General features: G+C 68.2%; 22 protein-coding genes and 1 tRNA gene. 10 read left to right on the top strand and 13 right to left on the bottom strand.

Annotated features, from left to right (window positions below):
* The first annotated feature begins 6 nt into the window (after nucleotides 1–6).
* Nucleotides 7–537 (top strand): zinc ribbon domain-containing protein, encoded by a 531-nt coding sequence (locus tag C468_RS11490; RefSeq protein WP_008849062.1) that lies wholly within the window; start codon nucleotides 7–9, stop codon nucleotides 535–537.
* Nucleotides 538–628: 91 nt separating this feature from the next.
* Nucleotides 629–1,060 carry a pyridoxamine 5'-phosphate oxidase family protein gene (locus C468_RS11485; RefSeq protein WP_008849061.1) on the top strand — a complete coding sequence of 144 codons (432 nt, stop codon included), beginning with the start codon at nucleotides 629–631 and terminating at the stop codon, nucleotides 1,058–1,060.
* Between the two features lie 117 nt (nucleotides 1,061–1,177).
* On the opposite strand, the gene C468_RS11480 is transcribed toward C468_RS11485, so the two are convergent.
* Nucleotides 1,178–1,627 carry a pyridoxamine 5'-phosphate oxidase family protein gene (locus tag C468_RS11480; protein WP_008849060.1) on the bottom strand — a complete coding sequence of 150 codons (450 nt, stop codon included), beginning with the start codon at nucleotides 1,625–1,627 and terminating at the stop codon, nucleotides 1,178–1,180.
* A gap of 183 nt (nucleotides 1,628–1,810) precedes the next feature.
* Between C468_RS11480 and C468_RS11475 the strand changes: the two genes are divergently transcribed.
* The 3 genes from C468_RS11475 to C468_RS11465 all read left to right on the top strand — a co-directional run bounded on the left by C468_RS11475 (nucleotide 1,811) and on the right by C468_RS11465 (nucleotide 4,935).
* Nucleotides 1,811–3,238, top strand: coding sequence for a carotenoid oxygenase family protein (locus tag C468_RS11475; protein ID WP_008849059.1), 1,428 nt, complete (start codon nucleotides 1,811–1,813; stop codon nucleotides 3,236–3,238).
* Between the two features lie 147 nt (nucleotides 3,239–3,385).
* Entirely contained in the window at nucleotides 3,386–3,883 is a 498-nt protein-coding gene (locus C468_RS11470; RefSeq protein WP_008849058.1) for a FlaD/FlaE family flagellar protein, read from the top strand.
* The gene (locus tag C468_RS11465; RefSeq protein ID WP_008849057.1) at nucleotides 3,880–4,935 is read left to right on the top strand and encodes a hypothetical protein; all 1,056 of its coding nucleotides are present in this window, start codon (nucleotides 3,880–3,882) and stop codon (nucleotides 4,933–4,935) included. The genes C468_RS11470 and C468_RS11465 overlap by 4 nt, the downstream gene beginning before the upstream one ends.
* Before the next feature lie 27 nt (nucleotides 4,936–4,962).
* Here the strand turns inward: C468_RS11465 and C468_RS11460 are convergent, their stop codons facing one another.
* The 9 genes from C468_RS11460 to C468_RS11430 form a co-directional block, all read right to left on the bottom strand.
* On the bottom strand, nucleotides 4,963–5,436 hold the full coding sequence (locus tag C468_RS11460) for a hypothetical protein (RefSeq protein WP_008849056.1): 474 nt from the start codon (nucleotides 5,434–5,436) through the stop codon (nucleotides 4,963–4,965).
* A 265-nt stretch (nucleotides 5,437–5,701) separates the two neighbouring features.
* A tRNA-Gln gene (locus tag C468_RS11455) sits at nucleotides 5,702–5,774 on the bottom strand.
* 34 nt (nucleotides 5,775–5,808) lie between these two features.
* Complete coding sequence (locus tag C468_RS11450; RefSeq protein ID WP_008849055.1) at nucleotides 5,809–7,131, bottom strand: DUF5305 domain-containing protein; 1,323 nt, start codon at nucleotides 7,129–7,131, stop codon at nucleotides 5,809–5,811.
* A gap of 4 nt (nucleotides 7,132–7,135) precedes the next feature.
* Complete coding sequence (locus tag C468_RS11445) at nucleotides 7,136–8,299, bottom strand: signal peptidase I (RefSeq protein ID WP_049912194.1); 1,164 nt, start codon at nucleotides 8,297–8,299, stop codon at nucleotides 7,136–7,138.
* Nucleotides 8,300–8,607: 308 nt separating this feature from the next.
* On the bottom strand, nucleotides 8,608–9,513 hold the full coding sequence (locus tag C468_RS11440; RefSeq protein WP_008849053.1) for a hypothetical protein: 906 nt from the start codon (nucleotides 9,511–9,513) through the stop codon (nucleotides 8,608–8,610).
* 48 nt (nucleotides 9,514–9,561) lie between these two features.
* Nucleotides 9,562–11,154 carry a DUF1102 domain-containing protein gene (locus C468_RS11435; RefSeq protein WP_008849052.1) on the bottom strand — a complete coding sequence of 531 codons (1,593 nt, stop codon included), beginning with the start codon at nucleotides 11,152–11,154 and terminating at the stop codon, nucleotides 9,562–9,564.
* Between the two features lie 276 nt (nucleotides 11,155–11,430).
* A complete protein-coding gene (locus C468_RS18120; RefSeq protein WP_152422915.1) occupies nucleotides 11,431–12,009 on the bottom strand; it encodes a hypothetical protein in 579 nt (192 codons plus the stop codon).
* A 28-nt stretch (nucleotides 12,010–12,037) separates the two neighbouring features.
* The gene (locus C468_RS18115) at nucleotides 12,038–12,598 is read right to left on the bottom strand and encodes a hypothetical protein (protein ID WP_152422914.1); all 561 of its coding nucleotides are present in this window, start codon (nucleotides 12,596–12,598) and stop codon (nucleotides 12,038–12,040) included.
* A gap of 2 nt (nucleotides 12,599–12,600) precedes the next feature.
* Nucleotides 12,601–13,143: a hypothetical protein gene (locus tag C468_RS11430; protein WP_008849051.1), complete on the bottom strand. Its 543-nt coding sequence runs from the start codon at nucleotides 13,141–13,143 to the stop codon at nucleotides 12,601–12,603.
* Nucleotides 13,144–13,625: 482 nt separating this feature from the next.
* Here C468_RS11430 and C468_RS11425 point away from each other — a divergent pair, with 482 nt between their 5' ends.
* From C468_RS11425 to C468_RS18670, 3 genes are all read left to right on the top strand, one after another.
* Nucleotides 13,626–14,207 carry a DUF7344 domain-containing protein gene (locus tag C468_RS11425; RefSeq protein WP_008849050.1) on the top strand — a complete coding sequence of 194 codons (582 nt, stop codon included), beginning with the start codon at nucleotides 13,626–13,628 and terminating at the stop codon, nucleotides 14,205–14,207.
* Between the two features lie 74 nt (nucleotides 14,208–14,281).
* On the top strand, nucleotides 14,282–15,136 hold the full coding sequence (locus C468_RS18675; protein WP_169330911.1) for a hypothetical protein: 855 nt from the start codon (nucleotides 14,282–14,284) through the stop codon (nucleotides 15,134–15,136).
* A gap of 497 nt (nucleotides 15,137–15,633) precedes the next feature.
* On the top strand, nucleotides 15,634–15,783 hold the full coding sequence (locus C468_RS18670; protein WP_008849047.1) for a DUF7550 family protein: 150 nt from the start codon (nucleotides 15,634–15,636) through the stop codon (nucleotides 15,781–15,783).
* 55 nt (nucleotides 15,784–15,838) lie between these two features.
* On the opposite strand, the gene C468_RS11415 is transcribed toward C468_RS18670, so the two are convergent.
* From C468_RS11415 to C468_RS11405, 3 genes are all read right to left on the bottom strand, one after another.
* Entirely contained in the window at nucleotides 15,839–17,011 is a 1,173-nt protein-coding gene (locus C468_RS11415; RefSeq protein ID WP_008849046.1) for an ABC transporter ATP-binding protein, read from the bottom strand.
* A 139-nt stretch (nucleotides 17,012–17,150) separates the two neighbouring features.
* Complete coding sequence (gene purL / locus C468_RS11410; RefSeq protein ID WP_008849045.1) at nucleotides 17,151–19,397, bottom strand: phosphoribosylformylglycinamidine synthase subunit PurL; 2,247 nt, start codon at nucleotides 19,395–19,397, stop codon at nucleotides 17,151–17,153.
* 181 nt (nucleotides 19,398–19,578) lie between these two features.
* On the bottom strand, nucleotides 19,579–19,956 hold the full coding sequence (locus C468_RS11405) for a hypothetical protein (protein WP_008849044.1): 378 nt from the start codon (nucleotides 19,954–19,956) through the stop codon (nucleotides 19,579–19,581).
* Nucleotides 19,957–20,112: 156 nt separating this feature from the next.
* Between C468_RS11405 and C468_RS11400 the strand changes: the two genes are divergently transcribed.
* Both C468_RS11400 and C468_RS11395 read left to right on the top strand, forming a co-directional pair.
* Nucleotides 20,113–21,171, top strand: a complete 1,059-nt coding sequence (locus C468_RS11400; RefSeq protein WP_008849043.1) for a two-component system sensor histidine kinase NtrB — start codon at nucleotides 20,113–20,115, stop codon at nucleotides 21,169–21,171.
* An 86-nt stretch (nucleotides 21,172–21,257) separates the two neighbouring features.
* Nucleotides 21,258–22,011 (top strand): MBL fold metallo-hydrolase (locus C468_RS11395; protein ID WP_008849042.1); only part of this gene is annotated, 754 nt, incomplete at its 3' end.

The following is a 22,011-nucleotide window of genomic DNA, read 5'->3' as shown; positions in this document are numbered from 1 at the left end:
CGAGACATGCGAGACCAGTTCCGTCCCCTGCTCGCCGCGCTGCTGGCGATGGCGCTGCCGGGCCTCGGCCACCTCACGCTACGCCGGTGGGGGCGGGCGTTGCTGTGGCACCTGACGATCGTGGGCGGCGGCGTGGCGCTGTTCGCCCTCTACGACGTGCCCGTCGGCTCGACGGTTTCACCGGCGGAGGCCGCGGAGACGGCCGCGGCGCTCCCGACGGACGTGACGCTCCCGATCGCGATCCTGTACGTCCTCTCCGCTGTCGACGCCTACCTCGTCGGGCGGGCGGACGTGGCCGAGCGGCGGCAGGCCGACGCGACCGCCGAGGCGGTCCGCCGCCGTGCCGCGAGCGGCGACGACGGCGCGGCCGACCGTTCTGACGGCCTCACCGGCGCGAACTCAGCGCCCTCGGCCGCCGCCGAGAGCGACGCGGGGCCGGCGGAGATCGAGTGCCCGCACTGCGGCAAGGAGACCGACGCCGACCTCGACTTCTGCCACTGGTGTACCGAGCCGCTCCCGTGGAGCGAGACCGAGTAGGGGGAACAGCACCGGCGGGTCCGCGCGTTCGGTCGTGAGTACTGTCTGACAGGAGACGAGTCTATTTGCTCCTCCGTCACGTGTGGACCGTATGGAACACGCAGAGTACGTGTACACCAGCGGAATGTCCGAGTCGGACGTCGACGAGCACCTGCGGGCGGGCGAGCACGGCGTCCTCGGACTGGCGGACGGCGACGACGCGTACACCGTCCCGCTGAGCTATCACTACGACGGCGAACGGCTCCTGCTCCGGGTGAGCGAACACGACGACGACAGCGAGAAGGGGCGGTTCATCGAGGCGACCGAGACCGCCACGTTCGTGTGCTACGAGGCGTCGGCGACGGAGTCGTGGAGCGTCCACGTTCGCGGCCCGCTCCGCGAGTGGCAGGGGGACGCGGACGAGCAGACGCTCAACGAGTGGTTCCCCCCGTTTCGACTGTTCGACGAAGCGATCGAGAACGTCGGGTTCACCTTGTACGAGCTGGAGATGGAGCGCGTCACTGGGAGGGAGACAGTCGAATAAGTCGCGCTCCACACGCAGGCGGCACGGAAGCGCCGAACGTCGCGGTCGCGGGTCCCTCCGAGGCGCTCTGACGGAGGCAGCGCGGTTCGAGTGCGCGCGGCGGCGAGAGCCGGAGACTCACTGACCGACCGCGCGCCCGGAGCGCTCCGCGACGTCGAGCACCCAGACGTTCGGGTTCTCTCGGAGTTCGCGCTCGGCGAGGAGCTTCGATCGGTAGGCGTTATCGAGCATCGCCTCGCGGGCGGCGTCCCAGTCACCGGGGGAAATCCGGTCGAGCGACCCGGAGACGACCACGCTCCGCCACGATCCATCAGGATCGACGGCGAACGTGGTGAAGCTCGCCACGTCCGACTGGTCGGCGTACGTCTCTTTCCGCAGATCGGCGGTCGCACCGAGAAACACGAAGTACAGCCTGGCGTCGCCGTCGTACCCGAACGACAGTGGAACGCCGTACGGCACCCCGTCGGCGCTCATCGACAGGACGCCGACGCCCATGTCGGTCAGCACGTCGTCGATCGCGGACTCCTCCATCTCTATGCCCAACAACGGTCGGAGCTCCGAGTCCATACGCCCCGTATACACGCACTGTGACATAAATCCTGCCAAGAGTTAGCATGTACCGTTCGAGGACGGCCACAGATCGCGTTCGGTCGCGGATCCGTGTCGCCCCGGACCGCGTGTGGTCGCCGACCCGCGTCGCTCTCGCGGGACCCCCCGTGGACGTATCCGTGTGGATGCCCAACGAGGCGCATGCAGCCCGGATGGCGGCTCGGCTTCGAGACGCAGCGAGAGGAGGTCCGGAACGTCGACCTCGACGCGACGGCACCGTTTCCGGAGTGGCTCGACGGGACGCTCGTCTGCAACGGGCCGGGAGAGTTCGAGGTCGGCGACACGGCGCTCACCCACTGGTTCGACCCCCTGGCGATGCTCCGCGGGTTCCGGTTCGACGACGGGGCCGTCCGCTACACGAACCGCTTCGTCCGGAGCGAGGACTTCCGCGTCGCTCGCGAGCGCGGGCGGATCCGACGCTCGCTCCCCGGGACCCCCGCCGACGCCGGGGTGATAGCCCGGACGTACCGGGCGCTGACCGGTGCGTTTCAGGACAACCCCTCGATCGGCGTGGTGCGGCTCGACGGGAGCCTCTATGCCGTCACCGAGAGCCCGGTCGGGATCGAGATCGACCCCGAGACGCTCGAGACGCTCGGTCGGCGCGACCTGACCGCCGGAGTTGACGCCGACGTCACGCTCGGTCACACGCACGTCGACGACGGGACGCAGTGGGGGTTGGCCGCCGACTTCGGCCGGCGGAGCGCGTACACTCTGTTCCGTCGAGACGCCGGCGGTTCGCCGACGCCGGTGAGCCGACTCGTCTTCGGCTCGCACCCGCCGTACGTGCACGCGTTCGCGCTGACGGAGCGGTACGCCGTCGTCCCGGCGTCGACCGTCGGCGTTGACTTCGGTCGGCTCGCCCGGGGGCTTGCTCGGGGGGCGACGTTCCTCGACGCGATGCGCCCCCGCGACGCCGAGCCGGCGTTCCACGTCCTCGACAGGGCCACCGGCGAGCACGTCGCCGCCGTCCCGGCGGACCCGTTCTTCGTCTACCACTTCGCGAACGCGTACGAGGACGGCGACGAGCTCGTCGTCGACGCGGTGGCGTTCGCCGACGAGTCCGCGGTCACCGGCCTGACGCTGTCGAACCTCCGGAGCGCCGACCCCGACCTGCCGCGCGGCGACTTCGTCCGGTTCCGGCTCCCGCTCGACGGCGGGAGCGCGTCCCGCGAACGCCTGCTCCGCGGGCCCGTCGAGTTCCCGACGATCAACTACGGGCGACGCAACGGCCGGCCGTATCGGTACGCCTACCTGGCCGCGACCGACCGCGGGAGCCTGCCGACCGCGGTCGCGAAGGTCGACCTCGACGGGCCGACGACCCGGACGTGGTCCGAGCCGGACCTCTACCCGGGCGAACCCCTGTTCGTCCCGGGCCCGGCGCCGAGCGGCGAGGACGACGGCGTGCTGCTCTCGCTCGCGCTCGACGCCCGCGCCGAGCGGTCCGTCCTCCTCTGTCTCGACGCGGCGACGCTCGCCGAGCGGGCGCGCGCCCCGCTCCCGCACCGCCTCCCGTACGCGTTCCACGGGCAGTACTACGGGTCGACCGACCCCGGACGGTCGATGGCCTGAGCCGGCCGGACCGCCCCGGAGGTCGATCGGTCGCGCCGAAGCCGTCGGGGGGTTGGCGAGTAGTTTCTCACACCTGATAACTGCGTGGCAACTATCATATAGGCGGCCGGCGAGCGTTCCGATACGGACGCGAACGACGGACGGAATATGAGTCTGAATCCACGGAGATACGACGTACGGGAGCTGCGCCGGATCGCGGACGCACCGCGGAACGGCGCCGACGAAGCGCCTCGGGAGCGGTCGCTTCGTCAGCCGAACCGGAACCGAGCGGAGCAAGCCGCCCGCTCGGCCGCGTTCACCGAGCTGCTCCAGCGTCAGCGGGGGGCGCGGCTGTCCGGCGACGGAGACCGATCCGACGCCGGCGACCGCCCGTACCTGACGGTGATCCCGGCCTCCCCGGAAGCGGAACGCGAGATCGGCGAGTGGCTCGGCTACCTCGTCGACGTCGGCGGCCACGTGCGGAGCCGGGACGTGCTGTCGTACTACGCCGAACTCGGCTGGGTCGACGACGGCGTGGTCGAGGCGCTTCGGCGCCGATTTGAGGGGTTCGACGCCCCCCGGTACGACCGGCCCTTCACCCCGGCGGACCATCGGATCAGCCTCGTCTCCATCGTCCGGATCGCTTCGTGTGCGAGTACATCATGAGCGACGACGACGACTCCACGAACATCAACAGTACAGACGGCCCCGAAGCGGTCGGCGTGAAACTCGGCAGCACCCGGACGGTGCTCGACCTCCCCGACGGGCGGGGCGGCCGCGAACGACACTCGACGCTGACGTGTCTGGCGACCTACGAGGACGCCATCACGGGCGACGAGAAGGTGTTGTTCGGCCACGAGGCCGCGATCGAGTACCCCGACACGGTGCGCTTCATGCTTCGCTCCGGACTGCCGGAGGACGACGAGAGCGTCGCCGACGCCGAGCGGTTCTTCGAGGCGCTCGTGGACGCCCACGACGTGCCAGAGGACAGCGCCGTCGTTTACGCCGTTCCCACGATCGACAACGAGGCGGGCGTGAACAACCTCAAGTCGGTGATCGAGGGCTCCTCAATCGGACAGGTCGAGACGCGGAGCTACCCCGAGTCGCTGTGCGGGGCGATCCCCGCCTACGGCGACGACCTCGACGCCATCGACGAGGTGTTCGTCTCCATCAACATGGGGTCGACGACGCTGGAGGCGTGCGCCTACCGGCGCGGTGAGCAGCTCTCGCCCTTCTCGACCGGCTCGGTGACGGGCAACGAGGTCGACCGCCGGATCGTCGCCGCCGTCGAGGAGGAGAGCCAGGGCCGCGTCCACATCGACCGGACGACCGCCCGGGAGTACAAGGAGGAGCACGCCGACGTGTACGACTTCGAGCCGTTCACGGACGTGATCCAGCAACCCGGCGGCGGGAGCCACGAGTTCACCGTCGACCGCGGCGTCCGCGAGCCGGTCGACCGGTACATCGACGAGGCGGTCGACGTCGTCGCCAACGAGTTCCTCCCGGAGCTCGCGAACGACCACATGAAGCCGTACCAGCTCGCGCTGGGTCGCCCCGTCGCGGCGACCGGCGGGATGGCCTGCATCCCCGGGCTCACCGAGGAGTTCGAGAAGCGGCTCTCGGCCGAGCTCGACCGCGACGTCGAGGTTGTCTCCCCCGACGACCCCGCGACCGCCGCCGCGGAGGGCGCCGGTCGAATCGCCGAGCGCCTGATCTGATCGGGCGACCCGTTTTTCGACGCGTATTTAAACGTCGAACAGCCGCTCGGCGTCCTCGGCCTGGCGGCGGTAGATACCCCTGCCCTTCAGCCGCGGGACCTCGTGTCGGTGCAGCGTCTCCGCCTCGCAGTCGTACACGATCGGGAAGACGTTGGTCCGACGGCGGGCGACGGTGTACGACCGCGCCGCGTCGACGAACGAAGGGTCCGGGTCCGGTACCGGGAAGAGGATGTAGCCGAGGGGCGTCACAGACTCGCGTCGGTCGTCGACGCGGTCGATGAGCACCTCTCGAAACGCGTCCGCGGCGGCGACGAGCTCGTCCGGGTCGGGATCCGGATCGTCGTCGACCACGGTGGCCAGAACGGTGACCGCTCCGATCGAGTCGTCCTCGTCGCGGGCCTCCCACACCGGATCGAACCCGTTCGGCTGTCCCTCGACCGTGTTGAAGCCGTGTTTTCGTCTGTTCTCTGCGACCGCGTCGCGGTACTGCGTGTGATCCATACACAACCACACGAGCCGGACGATTAAAATAACACATATGCCGGCGACTGGTGCCACCCCCGTTTCGATCGGCGTCGCGAGCCGCGTTCGACCGACTCCGCCGATCGACGGGAGCGGGCTAAACGCGTCCGTACGGGCGTTTCTCGCGGCGGCGTCGGTGAGAGTAGTCCCGGGCGGATTCGAACCGCGAGGACTCGAATCCTCTCGTCCTCTGGGTTCGAACCGCTGAGGATATGTGCGCCTCACGGGCGTGTTCGGCGCACAGTAGTCCCGGGCGGATTCGAACCGCCGTCAATGGCTCCAAAGGCCATTATGATTGGCCACTACACCACGGGACTGCACTCGTCGATTGCCCGCGCGCACTCAAGTAGGTTACTTTTCCTCGCCTCTCGGCGGCGACCCCGACTCCCTCCGCCCCGGAGTCGACAACCGATCCCTGGGGACGGTCCCCGGGTCGTGTCCGGCCCGCGTCCACGCGCCGGCGAGGGTCACGTCGTCGTCGATCCCCGTCGAGCCGGTTCCCGCCTCGCCGACGTCGGCCGGCTCCGCCCCGTCGTCGGGGGCGACCGCGCCTGCCGCCGCTTCTCCCTCGGTCGTCTCGTCTCCGGCACCGCGTCCGACGGCGAGCGCCGGCGGGGTGTAGGTGTACACGAACTCGTCGGTCACGGCGTGGTACGCGTCCGTCGCCGGGTCCTCGACGACGCCGGTGTCGTTGTCGATCGCGAAGTCGACGAGGTCAGCGAGGGTCGACGCCTCGGCCTCTGGGCGCTCGTGAACCGACTCGGGGAGCCGGATCGCCGTGATCCACTCGGCGAACTCGGCGCGGTCGTCGCGGTACGAGAGGTACTCGCGCTCGGCCGGCGTGAGCGCGAGCCCGGCCTCCCGGCGGGCGTACGCCAGCCCTCCCGTCCCGGCGAGCCCGAGGAGGAGCAGTAGCGGTCCGCCCGCGGAGCGGAGCGGTCCGTAGCTCCGCTCGACGGCGACCTGCTCGGTCTGTTCAGTCGTGTCCGACTGGACCCCCGGCTCCGAGACGCTGTACGTGTCGCCGCCGTGATCGATCGTCATCTCGATCGTCCGCGCGTTCGAGGTCGACTCGCCGTTGATCGCGCCCTCGACGGTCACGTCCGTCGCGACGAACGTCTCCGTCTCGCCGGGCGAAGCGCCGAGGTCCGACTCTATCTCGCTCGCCGTCGCGTCGATCTCGGTGCTGTTGAGCGCGAACGACACGGCCGCCGTCTCGCCGGGCTCGACCCCGGAGACCGTCTCGGTCGTCAGCGTCTCCCGCTCGTCCCAGTAGACGGTGTCCCCTTCGCTCTCGACGTTGCGGATGACGAGCACCGACTCGTAGATGACGTCGACGTCGCTCGCGGCGTCGGCCGCGTAGCTCGTCTCCACGGCGACGTCGAGCACGGGCGCGACCCGCGTGAAGTACGTGCTCCGATCGTCGAGCACCGTTCCGGTGTCGAACAGCGAGTTCGGCTCGGTCACCTCGGCGGAGTGGACGTACTCCGACTCGACGGTCAGCGACGAGACGGTCCGGGTCTCGGTCGTCGTTCCCGGGTCGACGTGGGTCGCGTAGACGAGCCCGCCGCCGACCGCCGCGGCGACGAGACAGATCGCGAGGATCAGGGTGAACTGTGCGTTCAGTACCGCCCGAAGGCGGAGGCGGGTTTCGCTAGGGGGTGTCTCGCTCATTCGGTCACCTGTAGATCTCGCGGAGGACGCGGCGGTACAGCGGGGGTTTGGCGCGCGATTCCCGGGACCGGATCCGAGCGGGCTCCCCCCGGAGCAACAGGGCCCCGAGCCCGACGATCGCGCCGCCGAGAAGCCCGTTGATCGCGACGAGCGGAGCCCACGGGTGGACCCCGTACAGCTCGTCGATTACCGAAGCCGGCAACACCGCGAGGTATCGGTGTTCGGCGACGAACAGGCGGTAGTACCCCGTCTCGTCGGGCGCCGTGAGCGTCACCGTCGTCGACGCCTCGCCCCGCCCGCCGACGGCGACGCGCTGCGGGTCGACGTCGACCCCCGGGCTCTGCGGGGTGACGTACGCGTACACCGGGACCAGCCCGGCGTTGGGGACGACGTACTCCAGCTCCTGGCTCGTGCCCCGCTCGATGACGGTCGGGTTCTCGGACTCGAACTCGGCGCTCACGACGCCGTACTCCTGCGTCCCGGCCGGAACGACCATCGCCGCGGTCGCGGTCGCCATCAGCACCAGCGCGAGCACGCCGACGATCGCGAACACCGAGGTGCCGTCGTCGCGGGAACGGTCGCGCGTCCGGGTCTCGCGGCGCCCGCTGTCGAGGTACCAGTCGACCGCGTACGCGACCGCCGAGAGCCCGAAGAGGATGTACGCGAGCCCCTGCGTCCCCTGTAACGACCGGACGCCGAACGTGACCGCCAGCCACGTCTGGGCGGAGTCGAGCGCCGACTGGAACCCCATCGCGACGGTGCCGAGGTGCGGGATGACGACCACGCTCCCCCCGACCGTGAGCGCCTTCGCGACGACGTCGGCGTCCTGCACGACCGGCTCTCCGCCGTCCTGATCCGTGAAGGGGTTGTTGTCCCCGCGCGTGACGTACCCGCGCTCCGTCTCCTCGACGACGCGGTGGGTCGTCAGCCCGCCGCCCTCGATCTCCTGGGCGTCGAAGGTCACCACGTCGCCGACGCCGATCCCGCCCGCGATCGGCGCCGGGATCGCGATGAACCCGTCGCCCGGATTGAGCACGGGCTGCATGCTCCCCGTCTCGACGTAGCTCAGAAGCACCGGCTGTCCGAGGTACTGCCCCACGATCAGCGAGGCGACGACGAGCACGGCCGCGACCTGCAACGTTACTGAGAGAGTGCGTTTGAGGGACATGGGTCGTGTCTCGGTGGTTAGCGAGGCGGTTCGCGGTCGCCCGGTCGCCGGTCGTCGCTCGGCCGCCAGTCGTCGCCCAGCCGTCGGTCGTCGCTCGGCCGCCAGTCGTCGCCCAGCCGTCGGTCGTCGCTCGGCCGCCAGTCGTCGCCCGATCGTCGCTTGTTCGTCGATCCGTCGCCTACCAGTAGCGTCTGGAGAATGTCATTGATACGTTATAAATTCGTGGTTCGGCACAGCGCGCCGGCGGGACACAGCCAGGGACGCGCGGTGCGGTGGGACGCAACGCGGCGCAGCAGGACGCGACGCGGTCACTCCTCGAACACCCCGGCGGCGAGTAGCCCGAAGGGGCCGATGAACGCGAGACAGAAGCCGAGCAGGTGAACGTAGAGGTTCACCACGCTGCCCGGTCCCGCCGGATCGCCGGGGAACCCGACGACCGGGTAGCCGACGACCACGACGACGCCGACCGCGAACAGGTCGCCGTAGCCCGGGTTCGAGACCGCGGCGCGGCTCGACGCCCGGAGCGCCCTCCGGACCCGGATCCCGGTGCTCGACGCGTACAGCAGTCCGAGAAGGACCCCGGCGACGGCCGTCGCGAGCCCGGCCAGCCCCGAGCCGTCGAGGGACCCCGGCGAGACGGGCAGCGCCAAGAGCGCCATCCAGCCGACGAGCGGGAAGAACGCCGCGGGGAGCGCGCTGAGCGAGCCCCCCGGGAAGAACCGCTCGCGGGCGTACACGCCGAGCAGGAGCGGAAGGAGGCCGGCGAACGCCATGTTGATCCCGGAGAAGCCGAAGCCGATCGCGTTCCGGGGGACGGCGAGGTTCAGCGCCGAGAGCGCGAACGGGAACGCCAGCAGGAACGTCGCGAACGCGACCACGAAGAACCGCCGATACCCCGCCAGCACCGCGAGCGCGTACCCGACGCCGGCGAGGAGGCCGTACCCGGCGACATTGCCGGCGAGGTGCCCCGTGTCGAGGTGGACGTAGTGGGCCGTGAACGCGGTGCGTACCGTCGGGTCGGCGTACGCGAACGCGAGCGACCGGCGGGTCGACTCGGGGAGCGCGAAGACGGCGGCGAGGACCGCGGGGACCGCCGCCAGCGCGAGCAGGTCGACGAGCCGGACCCGCGCGGCCAGTTCGCGACCGAACCCGGAGCCGTCGGCGTCCGATTCCGCCGCGGGCTTGTCGCCCCGCGCCTTCGAGGAGACCGTCACGCTCCGACCCTCGCGGAGCGGCGAGTAAGACCTGTCGATGAGGGGGGCTCACGAGCGAGGCAGTCGGCGGACGAGCGCGATCCCAGCGGCGGAGATCGCCACGAGCGCGAGCAGGCCGCCGAGCTCGAGGAGGTCAATGGCGCTCGGCTCCTCGGTCGGTCCGGTCCCCGATTCTCCTGTCGCTCCGTCGTCTCCGTCGCCGTCACCGTCCTGCGCGCCGCCGTCCCCCGCGTCGCCGGCGGTTCCCGACCCCGTTCCGATCCCCGCGTCATCCCCGGAGCCGCCGCCGTCCGCGGGGTCACCGACCAGCAGGGTCCCGGCGTCCGTTCCGTCGACCGCGAGACCGTACTCGCCCGGGGTCTCGAACGCGCTCGAGAGCACGACCGTGGCGGTCTCGTTCGGCGCCAGCACGACCGTCTCGTTCGCGACCGGGTCGCCGTCGGCGGTCAGCGTCACCGTCCGCTCGCCGGCCGCGCCGCCGCCGTTCCGCAGGGTCGCTCGGACGGTCGCCGCCTCGCCGGGGTCGATCGCCGGGGTCTCGAGTGTCGTTTCGGTCACATCGAACCGGGGCTCGCGCGCCGCGACCGCGAACGTCGACGACGTCTCGGTCGTTGCGCGGAAGTGGATGCGGTCCTCGGGAAGTCCCAGGATCCGGACGACTTCCTCGTCGACGACCTCGACGGGCTCCTCCTCCCAGTCGCCCGCGTCGGTCTGCCGGTAGAGCGTCACGTCCTCGGGGTCGGTCCCGGTCGCGTTGAGGTAGGCCGGGTCCGCGCTGAACCGGATCGTCATCGCGTCGACCGCGTCGGGCGCGAAGTCGTAGTCGAGCGAGAGGTACCCGACCGGCCGGGGTTCAGTCGGCGCGGTCAGCGCGCTCCCGTTCGCGAAGGGGTCCGGACTCCCTGCGGCGTTCAGTTCGACGCGCTCGTTCCGGACGCCCTCCAGGTCGATCCCTTCGAGCGTGACGTCGTCGCCGGCGATCTCCATCCCCTCGGCGAGGAACCGGACCCCCTCGCCGCGCTCAACGCCGCTCGCGACGAACTCACGGCGGTCCGCGCTCGGCGAAGTGACCGTCGTGGTCGGGCCGCCGTCGGCGGTCTGCTGTGTCGACGCGCCCGTTCCCTCCATCTCGTCGGGCTCAGCGATCTTCGCCTCGATCGAGAACTCGTCGGCGCCCAGCTGCGTCCCGGCGGTCGCGCCGCGCGTGTCGAGCGCGAGGCCGACCGTGACCGTCTCGTTCGGCGCGAGCGTGACGTTGTTCGCCTCGCCCTCGATCGAGCCGCCGTCGGCGACGAAGGTGACGTTCTCGCTCGCGTACTCGATCCACACGTGCGCGTATTCGTCGGCCGTGTACGTGACGGTGAACACGTCGTCTATCGTCCCGGTCGTTCCGACGTTGACGCCCTCGAAGGAGGGGTCCTTGATGTTCGGATTCGACGCCGAGACGTCGATCGCGATCTCGTCGTCGTCGTTCAGGTAGGCGTACTTCCCGTTCGGGCCGTCGGCCGGCTGGACCGCGAGGTCGCCATCTGCGACGGTATCGGCCGGACCGTCGATCACCGCCGCACCCGTGGCGAACGCGAGCGACCCTGCGGCTACGAGGAGTAGGGCGAGGGTCAGGGTGCGGCGGGCGGTGGGCATAGGCTGCGTCTACCCCTCTTTGTACCTGTAGGGTCTTGATAACGCGGTGCTTGAAACGACTGAAGGGATTTCCTGTAACGAGATGTCAGCCAGGCGAACGGCATGATTCCCCTCAGAATACGTTCCAATAATTAGAATCGCCACTTCAGTGTCTCTCGCTGAATTCCTACCAGCGGAGTCGGATCGGTGTGAAGCTATCAATAGTTCAAGAGTCGACAGAGAAGGCGAAGACGGAATCGCGTTCTTCCGTTTCGTCAACCCGGGGAGTTATATTGGCTATTGTTCCGTTGCTTTGCCAACAATTGTCAGCGATATGCTATACGCACTCTCTTGTGCGTCAACCCCCGTCGTATCGATCTGAAGGCCGAGTGGCACCGAGTCACCAGTTTCAAGGACTGCTCTAGTACCGTCTCCGGTGAGGAGGTCCCCCGTGTTCACGTTGAATATTTGAACGTGTGGGAGACCTTCTGTATCATTCTGCCGACTGTACAGTTCGATCGTCCGAGTTCCCTGGTTTCTCGAGAAGAACAACGGATCCCCGTCAGTTTCACTCCCGAATCGGTAAACTGAGTCTTCTCCGAGTCCTTCGGGATTCTCTGGATTAGTGTCGATTGGCCCATCAGTTCTCTCCCGTAGGCCGGGGAAGGTGAAGTTCAGTTGTCCATCGTCTCTGTAGGCCCTATCATCAGTAGCGCCTTCGCCTTTGATCAACGCTAAGTACGCGTCATCATCGTCAGCGGTCTCGACGCTAACCGTTCGCTCTGCTTCGGCGCTCGAGAACGCCCCACTACCGATCAGCGTACCGGCACCAGTAGCCGTCGTGCCCAGACCGAGTACGAACGTGCGTCGTTTCATAATTTAGGTGTGGGGCTTTATACAAGTTTCAGACTTTGTTCGCGTTGATTTCGAACGCGGTCTCAAGCTGACTCGGGGGGCTATCCCCAGTAGAAACTTGTACGAAGTAACCTGCCGTGTCACCAGGTTCCAACTTAGGGGTGGCAGCTGCGGAACCAATCACAATATTAATCAACAATTCAATATCATCGCTTTCCTCTCCGACTTCATTCCCACCACTATCGAAATATTTCACTTGCTGTCCAGGCGTCAGTTCGACATTTTTGGTACCCTGGTTCTGAACGGTGAATACGTTTCTATCTGCAGCACCGCTTCCAAAGACGATGGTTGAATTTTCACCGACGTTGGAACCGAGTTCGTTTCCATCTTCATCCTCAACCAGCGCACCGAAGTCCAGCTCGAGCGCGTCACCACTCTCGTCAGCGTACTGGCTATCCGACTCTATCGCGAGGTACGCGCTGGCGTCGTCAGCGACTTCGACACTAACGCTTCGATCTGCCGATGCGCTTGAGAATGCTCCCGTACCAACTGCCGCAGCACTACCTGTTGCCACCGTACTCGCACCGATGATGAACTTACGTCGGTTCATTGTTAGTAGTCCTCCACGAGTGCTCCGATAACCACTTCTCCGCTCTCCTCTTCTGGATCTTCGTTCAGGGTGTCGACTGTCACATCAACGAGCGTGCTGTCACCTGGTTCAAGCTCGGCGCCATCGATGATATCTCCCTCAACGTTTGTTGAATTCTGAACCTCAAGTTCGACGCCGGCAATCGGTTCCGCAGTAGGCTCGATACCTGCGAACGGGAGATAGTCGTCGGGATTTCCGGAGAATCCAGCGAAGACGGTTTCAGTTCCCTGGTTGATGATCTTGAACACACCATCAATTTCCGTCTCGGCGTCCTGATTGAACCCGTCACCACCTTCCTTTGTCGTCTGTGAACCGAGATCAAGGCTAAGCTGCCCGTCGCCACCGTCGTCGCTAATGATGTCGTCGCGCTCTGCCTCTAGTCCGAGGTACGCGCTGTTGTCTCCGCCAACCTCAACGGTGACATCACGCTCGGCCTCAACACTCGAGAACGCGCCAGTACCTATTGCTGCTGCGCTTCCTGATGCCAATGCACCCAATCCGGCCATGAACTTGCGTCGGTTTGTCATAGGTGTCTCAGTGTCCGCACACGACCCGCGGGCCGCCGACGCGGGACATCCCGCGTCACCCGGGGTCGCTCTACTACACCCATGGGGCCTATCCAATATCGTTATGAATTTCCAGAAACAGTTCCGGGCGAGGCTGAAGATCCGACCGGCGGGTTCCGCCTCTGCCTGAATCCCGATCCGATCGCTTCAGGCTCGGTCTGAGACCCACTCGGGACACGTTCAGGCCCGTCCTGAACCGGCAATCGTTGCGGTTTCAATGATAGTCAAACTGATACAACCTGAGAAACGGGGAGCGAGATCCCGGCGTCGCTACCCACCGAGAACCCCGTATTGTCGGTTTTAGACGGCTTATAACGGGAGCTAGCGCGACTTCGACAGCCATTGTTTGAACGTCGAGAAAGTTTAGCTGGGTATCATAACCACGGGATTTATGTTGGCGTGCTCATATGTGTCTGACAGAAATGGCGTCGGTGCAACAGGTAGACGGGGGAGGTGCAGAACCGGCGACAGACATCTCCGAGGACGAGCTCTTCGACGTGTTAGCGAACCAGCGGCGGCGGTTCGCGGTCCACCTGCTGAAGCGGGAGGAGGACGACGCGGTCGCGATCGGCGACATGGCCGAACAGATCGCGGCGTGGGAGAACGGGATCGACACGGCGGAGATCACGGGCAACGAGCGCAAGCGCGTGTACACCGCGCTCCAGCAGTCGCACCTGCCGAAGATGGACAAGGCGGGCGTCATCGACTTCAACAAGGACCGCGGCATGGTCGAGCCGACGCCGGCCCTGACCGACATCGACGTGTACATGGACGTCGTCGAGGGGAGGGAGATCCCGTGGAGCACGTACTATCTCGGGCTCTCGGGCGTCGCCGTCGCGCTCACCGGCGCGGTGGCGCTGGACGCGTGGCCGTTCGTCCTGCTGCCCGACATGGCGTGGATGGTCGCGATCGTCGTGGCGTTCTCGTTCTCCGCGATCACGCACAAGTACTACACCGCGGAGATGAAGGTCGGCGAACCGGAAGAGCCACCGGAACTGACGTAAGGCAACGGGTTTCAAGCGCCGCGTACCGAGTTTCCGGCGCCGCATAACCTTAGGGTCGGAACGCGTTGTGGCGAGTGAGCGACGAGCGAACCCCAGTGGACATGAAACGACGACACGCGATCCTGCTGCTCGGCGGCGCGAGCTCCGGTGCGATGAGCGTCGGCACCGGTGCGTTCAGCAGCGTCGAGGCCGATCGCGGCGTGGAGGTGAACGTCGTCGAGGACGAGCACGCGTATCTGGGACTGAAAGATCTCACAGCAAACGAAGGGGAAGACGACGAGATCGTGGAGGGTGGCACGGAAACGGAACTCGTACGAATCACGAACAAGTTTGCTAACAGACTCTCCCTGACGATAACGCTCGAAGACAGAGGGGAGGTAATTGAGCGAATAGCGATCGGTGACTCACTCGAAACCGGTGACGAGAAGCGAATCGATCTCATACCAGGTGAGAAGGCATTCGTCGCCGTCACATGTGAAACGGAGAAGACGAAGTCGACCTCGGTTACACTCATATTCGTAGGGGACGCCGGTGGTGCTACTGTCAACAAAACACGCACGTTCGAGTTCAGGTGTACGGCCGCAGAGGAAGACGATGTGGGAACTCAGGTGATCTTTCTGAATAATGGGAAGGTGAAGATAGAGACAGAAAGCGGGGACGGCATCGATGCGAGAGCCTATATTCGTGGACCCGGCAAGAGTGGGAAGGGATCTATTGAGTCGACTGAATCGGATGAGAGGCCCACTGGCGAGGAACTGCGTCCGAAAGATTTCGGATGGGGAAAGAACGGGGTCGAAATCGTCGGGATCGGAGTCGACGGGGTTGGCGTGTTCACGCGCGACCAAGCAGGTGAAGATGGAGTTGCGTCGGAGATCGCAGCTTCGAGCGCAGAAGAGGCATTTGGCGATGATTTTGTTGGAAGTGATTGAGCGCTCTCCTCCGACCGGCGTTGTAGTGTAAGAGACTGTCGAGGTTCCCTGATGGTACTATGGAACGAGGCGTGGACCGATCTACACTCCGTTTTTTCGTTCTCGTTGTCCTCACCTTCCGCCCGCAAGATCTCGTCCGCGAACTCCCGAATTCGCTCTCTGTCCTCGGCGCTCACGTCGACCGCCCGCGCGCTCTCGATCTGGCCGTTCACGACCGCGTTCTGCTGTGGTCCCCACACCTCGGTCGGCTGTTCTTTTATGTACTCGGCTCACCGGATCACTTGCTCGTAGCGGGGCGGTCGCTCGGGGCCGTCGTCGGCTTCGGCCGACCCCTCTTCAGGCGTTCGTGAGTCACTCATAGCGCTCCTCGACGTCGAGTCGTTCGACCCGCGTTTCGAGTCGGTCGCGCGAAAGCGCTTCCGGGTCCGCACCGCGGCTTGCGCTCGGCCGCGCGCTGTTCAGATGCGCTTATATGTCCCCCGCACTGACCGTCGGACATGGACGACCACTCACACGAGCCCGACCCGGACGAGCGCGTGACCGCCCCCATGCAGGGATTCGGCAGCCGCGAGGTCGGCATCGGCGCGGCCGTCACCCTCGTCGGCCTGCTCGTCGCGTACGTCATCCCGTTCCTGTTCACGTTCTGAGCGGCGCCGGCGCTCGCCTTTTAAAAACGACAGAGAAGGGCCGACAGCGACGCGCCTACCGCGGGTACCAGGCCAGCGGGTGGTCGGCGGTGAGCTCTAAGGTGACCGACTCGTCGAGCCCGAACTCCTCCACGTGGTTGTGCAGGCAGTGGACCGTGTCGCCGGACTCCAGCTCCACCCGGTAGACGAACGACGGGCCGACGTACTGCCGCGAGACGATGACGCCGTCGGCCAGCTCGGGGCTCGCGGGCGTCGCCCGGAGGTCGTCCGGGCGCACGAGGACGTCGACGGGCGCGCCGTCGTAGACGGTGTCGTACCCCTCCAGCGTGACGGCGTCGAACCGGCCGATCCCGGTCTCGACCTTCCCGTCGCGGAGCTTCCCTTCGAGGAACGACGCCCGCCCGAGGAAGGAGGCGACGAACTTCGACTCGGGGCGCTCGAACACCGATTCGGGGCGCCCGACCTGCTCGATCTGCCCGTCGTTCATCACGGCGACGCGGTCGGAGATAGAGAGCGCCTCCTCCTGGTCGTGGGTGACGGAGACGGCGGTGACGCCGGCCTCCTTCAGGATCTGGCGGACCTCTTCGCGCATCTCGACGCGGAGCCGCACGTCGAGGTTCGAGAACGGCTCGTCGAGGAGGAGCACGTCGGGCTCCGGCGCGAGCGACCGCGCGAGCGCGACGCGCTGCTTCTGCCCGCCGGAGAGCTGGTCCGGCGTCTTCTCGCCGTGTTCGGGGAGGTCGACGAGGTCAAGCAGCTCGTCGACGCGGGCCGCGGTCGCCGCCTCGTCGGCGTCGGAGAGCCCGAAGGCGATGTTCTCGCGGACGGTGAGGTGGGGGAACAGCGCGAAGTTCTGGAAGACGATCCCGACGTCGCGCCGCTCCGGGGGGACGAACGCGCCGTCGCCGGAGACGGTCTCGCCCCCGAGCGTGATCCGGCCCTCGGTGGGCTCCTCCAGCCCGGCGATGGTCCGGAGCGTCGTCGTCTTCCCGCAGCCGGACGGGCCGAGGAAGGTGAGCAGCTCGCCCGGCTCGACGTCGAGGGAGACGCCGTCGAGGGCGGTCTCCGGGCCGAACTCCTTCGTCACGTCCGACAGCGATAACACCGGGGCCGCCGACGTGTCGGCGGTCGACGTGCTCGCGTCGGCGCGCGATTCGTTCGCTTCCGCGAGCGACTCGCTCGCGTCCCGGGCCGACTGCGTTCGTTTGACTGGTTGCGTGTGAGCCATCGGTGTGTCGGGCGCCGGACCGGCCGGCGTCCCGTAACTGGGACTACGTATTTTAGGAAAACCTAAAAGCGTATCGCTCGCTCTCTCGTCGCGGTAACGGTGATCGAGGGGCGGCCCGGCCGGTCGCTGGCAGCCCGATTTAGGCGAGTTCGCGCTCGATGACGCCGCGGAGCTCCCGGAGCGCGTCGGCGTCGAGCGCGACACCGTCGTCGCCGACCGAGAGGGAGAGCGTCCCGTCGGTCGTCACGTCGCCGAGCCGGAGCACGGGCGCGTCGCCGGCGCGCTCGGCGACCGCCTCGGGGTCGGTCGTCTGGACGACGAGGCGCCCGGGCGTCTCCTCGAAGGCGGCGACACGGTCGGGGAGGGTCACGTCGGCGCCGGCGTCGTCGGTCACGAGCTCCGCGAGCGCGACCGCGAGCCCGCCGTCGCTCACGTCGTGCGTCGCGAGCGTCGACTCGAGGCGGGCGACCGCCGCGAGCGACGCGACGAGGTCAGCGAGCCCGTCGGTCTCCGCGTCCGGGAGCGTCGGGAACCGGTCGCTTCCGCCGGCCTGCGCGAGGTACTCGGAGCCGCCGAGCGCGCCGCCGTCGGCGTCGCCGGCGCCGACGAGGAGGAGTTCGGAGTCGCTCGCGCGGTCGGCGTCGAGGGCGGCGGGCGGCGCGTCGTACCCCTTCCGGGTGCCGATCAGCGCGAGCGTCGGCGTCGGCGGGATCGGGCCCTCGACGCTGTCGTTGTACAGCGAGACGTTGCCGCCGACCACCGGCGTGTCGAGGTCGGCGCAGGCGTCGGCGAGCCCGTCGACGATTCCCTTGAAGCCGCCGTACACGGCGGGCTTCTCCGGGTTGCCGCCGTTGAGGCAGTCGACCGCGGCCAGCGGGACCGCGCCCTTCGCGGCGAGGTTGGTCGCGTTCTCGAGGGCGACGGCGCGGGCGCCCTCGTAGGGCGCGGCCTCGGTCCAGTTCGGGTTCGCGCCGGAGGAGAGCGCGAGGCCGACGCCCTCGGGATCGCCGCCGTCCGCGTCACCGTCTCCCGCCGTCTCTCGGATCGCCATGACCGCGGCGTCGTCGCCGGGTTTCATCGCCGTCCGGACACCGACCTCGTGGTCGTACTGGCGGTACACCCAGCGCTTGCTCGCGGTCGAGGGGGCGGCGACGACCGACTCGACCGCCTCCTCGAGGGACGGCTCGGGATCCGGGAGGGCCCGGTCAGGCCGGGCGGGGGTCTCGCTCGGGAGGTCGTTCATCGGGGCGCCGTCGGCGAGGTACTCGGCGTCGACGTCGACGACGACCTCGGACTCCTCGTCGCCGCCCGCGAACTCGCAGACGTAGTTCCCGTCGGTCACCTCGCCGATGACGGAGCAGCCGAGGTCGAACCGCTCGGCGAGCGCCGCGACGCGGTCGACGTCCTCGGGGGCGACCTCGTAGCACATCCGCTCCTGGCTCTCGGCGAGCAGGATCTCCATCGCGTTCATGTTCGGCTCGCGCTGGTGGACGCTGTCGAGGTCGAGCCGGGCGCCGAGCCCGCCCTTCGCGACCAGCTCGGAGGAGGCACCGCCGAGGCCGGCCGCGCCGAGGTCGCGGGCGGAGCGGACGAGGTCCTCGTCGACGAGCGCCTCGTTGCACTCGATCAGCCGCTTCTCGGCGTAGGGGTCGCCCACCTGTACCGCGGGGCGGTCCTCGGTCTCGGCGTCCTCGGCGAGGTCCTCGCTCGCGAAGGAGGCGCCGCCGAGCCCGTCCCGGCCGGTGCCGTTCCCGACGAGCACGAGCTTGTTCCCGGGCTCCTGGGCGGTCGCGGTCACGAGCCGGTCCTCGTTCGTGAGGCCGACGCAGGCGACGTTGACGAGCGGGTTCCCCTCGTAGCCGCCGTGGAAGGCGACGCTGCCGCCGACGGTGGGGACCCCGATGCAGTTGCCGTAGTGGGAGATGCCCTCGACGACGCCCTCGAAGAGGTACCGCGAGCGCTCGCGGTCGAAGCCGCCGAAGTACAGCGAGTCGAGCAGCGCGATGGGGTACGCGCCCATCGACATGGTGTCGCGGACGATGCCGCCGACGCCGGTGGCCGCGCCGTCGAACGGGTCGACGAAGGAGGGGTGGTTGTGGCTCTCGACGCCGAAGGTGACGTACTGATCGCTGTAGTCGTCGGCGTCGCGGTCGGCGGCCGGAACGTCTGCGGCGTCCGGCTCGGGCAGCGCGAGGACCGCCGCGTCGTCGCCGGGGCCGACGACGACCTGGTCGCCCTCGCTCTCGAAGGCCGACAGCAGGGGGCGCGAGGAGCGGTACGCGCAGTGCTCGCTCCAGAGGTTCTCGAACAGCGCGGCCTCGGCCGCCGTCGGCTCCCGGCCGAGCTCCGCGACGACGAGCTCGTGGTCCGGCTCGGACAGACTCATTCACTTACGTGGTTATCGAGCCGGTTCTAATGCTTTTCTATGTGCACGTTCGTGGTGGTCTCGTGCGACATCGACGCCGACGCGTCTCGCGGTGCCGTGCGGTGGCGTGCGGTGGCGTGCGGTGGCGTGCGGTGGCGTCGCCGGCGGCGTCGCCGTCGCCCATCCGCGCTCGGACGGACGGCTAAAACAGGACGAGCGAAACGCCGTAGACGACCAGCGATCCGACCGCGCCGACGGCCAGCGACTTCGTGTTCATCCGCACGGCGCGCCGGCGGTCCGCCGCGAGCGCCTCCTGGTCTTGCACCTGCGCGGTCCCCTCGCCGACGTCGAAGATGCCGATCCCGGCGAACCCGACGCAGAACCGCTCGCGGTACTGGAAGTAGCCCATCGCGGCGCCGTACAGCGGGAACAGCGACAGGATGAGGGTCCACCGCGGCCACCCCATCGCGAGGATCAGGGCGACGGTGACCGCCGCGACCGACAGCGATCCGACCCCGAGGAGGAGCCGCCGCCGCTGTTGAGCCGGTCCGATGTTGCACACGCCCGGTTGATACTCCATACGTCAACGATGGCGTGCGGCGACGAAAACACACCGGATCCCCGCGGACGTCATCCTCCGTCCGACGGGACGGCCCGTCGAAAGCGGGACACGCGGCCGGCCGCCACGACGGCCCATTTATTACTGAACGGCTGAAGCGAACGTGCAAGAGGAGTCATGACGGACGGTTCACCTCGGGACAGGGAGGTACGACGGTACGAGACGGTCCTCGACTCGCTCGACGACGCCGTCTACGCCGTGCGTCCCGACGGGACCATCGCGTACGTCAACGGGCGCTACGCGGAGATGAAGGGGGTGAGTCGGGAGGAGCTGCTGGGAACGGACATCTACGACTGGGTCACGGAAGAGACCGCGGCGGAGGCCAAGCGGGCCCGCCGCGAGCTGGCGTCGGACGACCGCGAGGCCGGCACGGTCGAGTACGAGTTCCTCACGGCGGACGGGGAGCGGTTTCCGGTGGAGATGCGCTTCACCCGGCTGACCGGCGAGAAGGGCGACGAGCTGGACCGCGTCGGCGTCATCCGCGACGTCCGCGAGCGGAAGCGGCGCGAGGAGGCGCTCCGCCGCAAAAACGAACGGCTCGAGGAGTTCGCGAGCATCGTCTCGCACGACCTCCGGAACCCCCTCAACGTCGCCCAGGGGCGGCTGGGCCTCGCCCGCGAGGAGCACGACTCCGAACACCTCGAGGCGGTCGCGCGCTCCCACGAGCGGATGGAGACGCTCATCGACGACCTCCTGACGCTCGCCCGGGACGGCGAGGCCGTCGAGGAGACGGAGTGGGTCCCCCTGCACGAGGTCGCCGAGGCGTGCTGGGAGGGCGTCGAGACCGCGTCGTGCTCGCTCCGGATTGAGACCGACCGCGCGATCCGCGCGGACCGGAGCCGACTCAAGCAGATCTTCGAGAACCTCATGCGGAACAGCGTGGAACACGGTCGGTCGGGAGACAACGGACCCACCGAGCGGGCGGACGGGGCCGTCACGGTGACGGTCGGCGCGGTCGACGGCGGCTTTTACCTCGCCGACGACGGCCCGGGGATCCCCGAGAGCGACCGCGAAGCGGTGTTCGAGACGGGGTACTCGACGAGCGAGGGCGGGACCGGGTTCGGCCTCGAGATCGTCCAGGCCGTCGCGGCGGCGCACGACTGGACCGTGCGAGTCACCGACGCCGCGGACGGCGGCGCTCGGTTCGAGTTCACCGGCGTCGACGTTCGCGACTGAGCGGCCCCGGATCGTCGCCCGAACCGAATCGTCTCCCCGCTTTCCGCGGTGGCAATCCTAAAAAGGGTTCCCGACGACCCTTCCGTGTGAAACGGATCCAGCTCGGCAACACCGTCTTCGAGGGCGAGAACGACGTGTACCTGCTCGACGGCGAGGCGACCGCGCTCGTCGACACCGGCGTCGCGCTCCCGGCCGTGCGCGAGGAGTTGGAGGTCGGCCTCGCCGAGCACGGGGTCGGGTTCGCCGACGTCGACGCGGTCGTTCTGACCCACTGGCACCCCGACCACGCGGGGCTGGCCGGCGAGATACAGGCCGACGGCGGCGCCGACGTGTACGTCCACGAGGCGGACGCGCCGCTCGTCGACGGCAGCGAGACGCCGCTGTTCGCCGACCGCGACCTCCAGCGCGAGACGTTCGATCGGTGGGGGATGCCGGCGGCCGACCGGGAGCGACTGACCGGCTTCTTCGACGCGGTGAGCGCCGACCTCAGCGGTCGCCCCGCCGACGTGACGACGTTCGGCGCCGGCGAGGCGATCGAGGCCGGGGGCGTCGCCCTCGAGGCGATGCACCTCCCGGGCCACACCGCCGGGCTCACCGGGTTCGCGTTCGACCCGCGCGAGGTGCCGGGTCACGAGCCGGTCGCCGGCGCGGACGCGACCGAGGAGCTGTTCGCCGGCGACGCGCTCCTCCCGCGATACACCCCCAACGTGGGCGGCGCGGACGTCAGGGTCGACGGGCCGCTCGCCGCCTACGCCGAGAGCCTCGCGCGGATCGTCGAGCGCGACTTCGACGCGGCCCACCCGGGCCACCGGGAGCGGATCGACGAGCCGAGCCGGCGGG

The sequence above is a fragment of the Halorubrum kocurii JCM 14978 genome (assembly GCF_000337355.1).
Taxonomy (GTDB): domain Archaea; phylum Halobacteriota; class Halobacteria; order Halobacteriales; family Haloferacaceae; genus Halorubrum; species Halorubrum kocurii.
This window is presented reverse-complemented; position numbering and strand designations above follow the sequence as displayed.

Bases quoted from the DNA above. Each gene is read 5' to 3' on its own strand.
- C468_RS18115 (WP_152422914.1), bottom strand. From the start codon at position 12,598: ATGAACCGACGTAAGTTCATCATCGGTGCGAGTACGGTGGCAACAGGT.
- C468_RS18120 (WP_152422915.1), bottom strand. From the start codon at position 12,009: ATGAAACGACGCACGTTCGTACTCGGTCTGGGCACGACGGCTACTGGT.
- C468_RS18670 (WP_008849047.1), top strand. From the start codon at position 15,634: ATGGACGACCACTCACACGAGCCCGACCCGGACGAGCGCGTGACCGCC.
- C468_RS11465 (WP_008849057.1), top strand. From the start codon at position 3,880: ATGAGCGACGACGACGACTCCACGAACATCAACAGTACAGACGGCCCC.
- purL (WP_008849045.1), bottom strand. From the start codon at position 19,397: ATGAGTCTGTCCGAGCCGGACCACGAGCTCGTCGTCGCGGAGCTCGGC.
- C468_RS11475 (WP_008849059.1), top strand. From the start codon at position 1,811: ATGCAGCCCGGATGGCGGCTCGGCTTCGAGACGCAGCGAGAGGAGGTC.
- C468_RS11415 (WP_008849046.1), bottom strand. From the start codon at position 17,011: ATGGCTCACACGCAACCAGTCAAACGAACGCAGTCGGCCCGGGACGCG.
- C468_RS11425 (WP_008849050.1), top strand. From the start codon at position 13,626: ATGGCGTCGGTGCAACAGGTAGACGGGGGAGGTGCAGAACCGGCGACA.
- C468_RS11485 (WP_008849061.1), top strand. From the start codon at position 629: ATGGAACACGCAGAGTACGTGTACACCAGCGGAATGTCCGAGTCGGAC.
- C468_RS11405 (WP_008849044.1), bottom strand. From the start codon at position 19,956: ATGGAGTATCAACCGGGCGTGTGCAACATCGGACCGGCTCAACAGCGG.
- C468_RS11450 (WP_008849055.1), bottom strand. From the start codon at position 7,131: ATGAGCGAGACACCCCCTAGCGAAACCCGCCTCCGCCTTCGGGCGGTA.
- C468_RS11460 (WP_008849056.1), bottom strand. From the start codon at position 5,436: ATGGATCACACGCAGTACCGCGACGCGGTCGCAGAGAACAGACGAAAA.
- C468_RS11435 (WP_008849052.1), bottom strand. From the start codon at position 11,154: ATGCCCACCGCCCGCCGCACCCTGACCCTCGCCCTACTCCTCGTAGCC.
- C468_RS11470 (WP_008849058.1), top strand. From the start codon at position 3,386: ATGAGTCTGAATCCACGGAGATACGACGTACGGGAGCTGCGCCGGATC.
- C468_RS11400 (WP_008849043.1), top strand. From the start codon at position 20,113: ATGACGGACGGTTCACCTCGGGACAGGGAGGTACGACGGTACGAGACG.
- C468_RS11430 (WP_008849051.1), bottom strand. From the start codon at position 13,143: ATGGCCGGATTGGGTGCATTGGCATCAGGAAGCGCAGCAGCAATAGGT.
- C468_RS11490 (WP_008849062.1), top strand. From the start codon at position 7: ATGCGAGACCAGTTCCGTCCCCTGCTCGCCGCGCTGCTGGCGATGGCG.
- C468_RS11480 (WP_008849060.1), bottom strand. From the start codon at position 1,627: ATGGACTCGGAGCTCCGACCGTTGTTGGGCATAGAGATGGAGGAGTCC.
- C468_RS11445 (WP_049912194.1), bottom strand. From the start codon at position 8,299: ATGTCCCTCAAACGCACTCTCTCAGTAACGTTGCAGGTCGCGGCCGTG.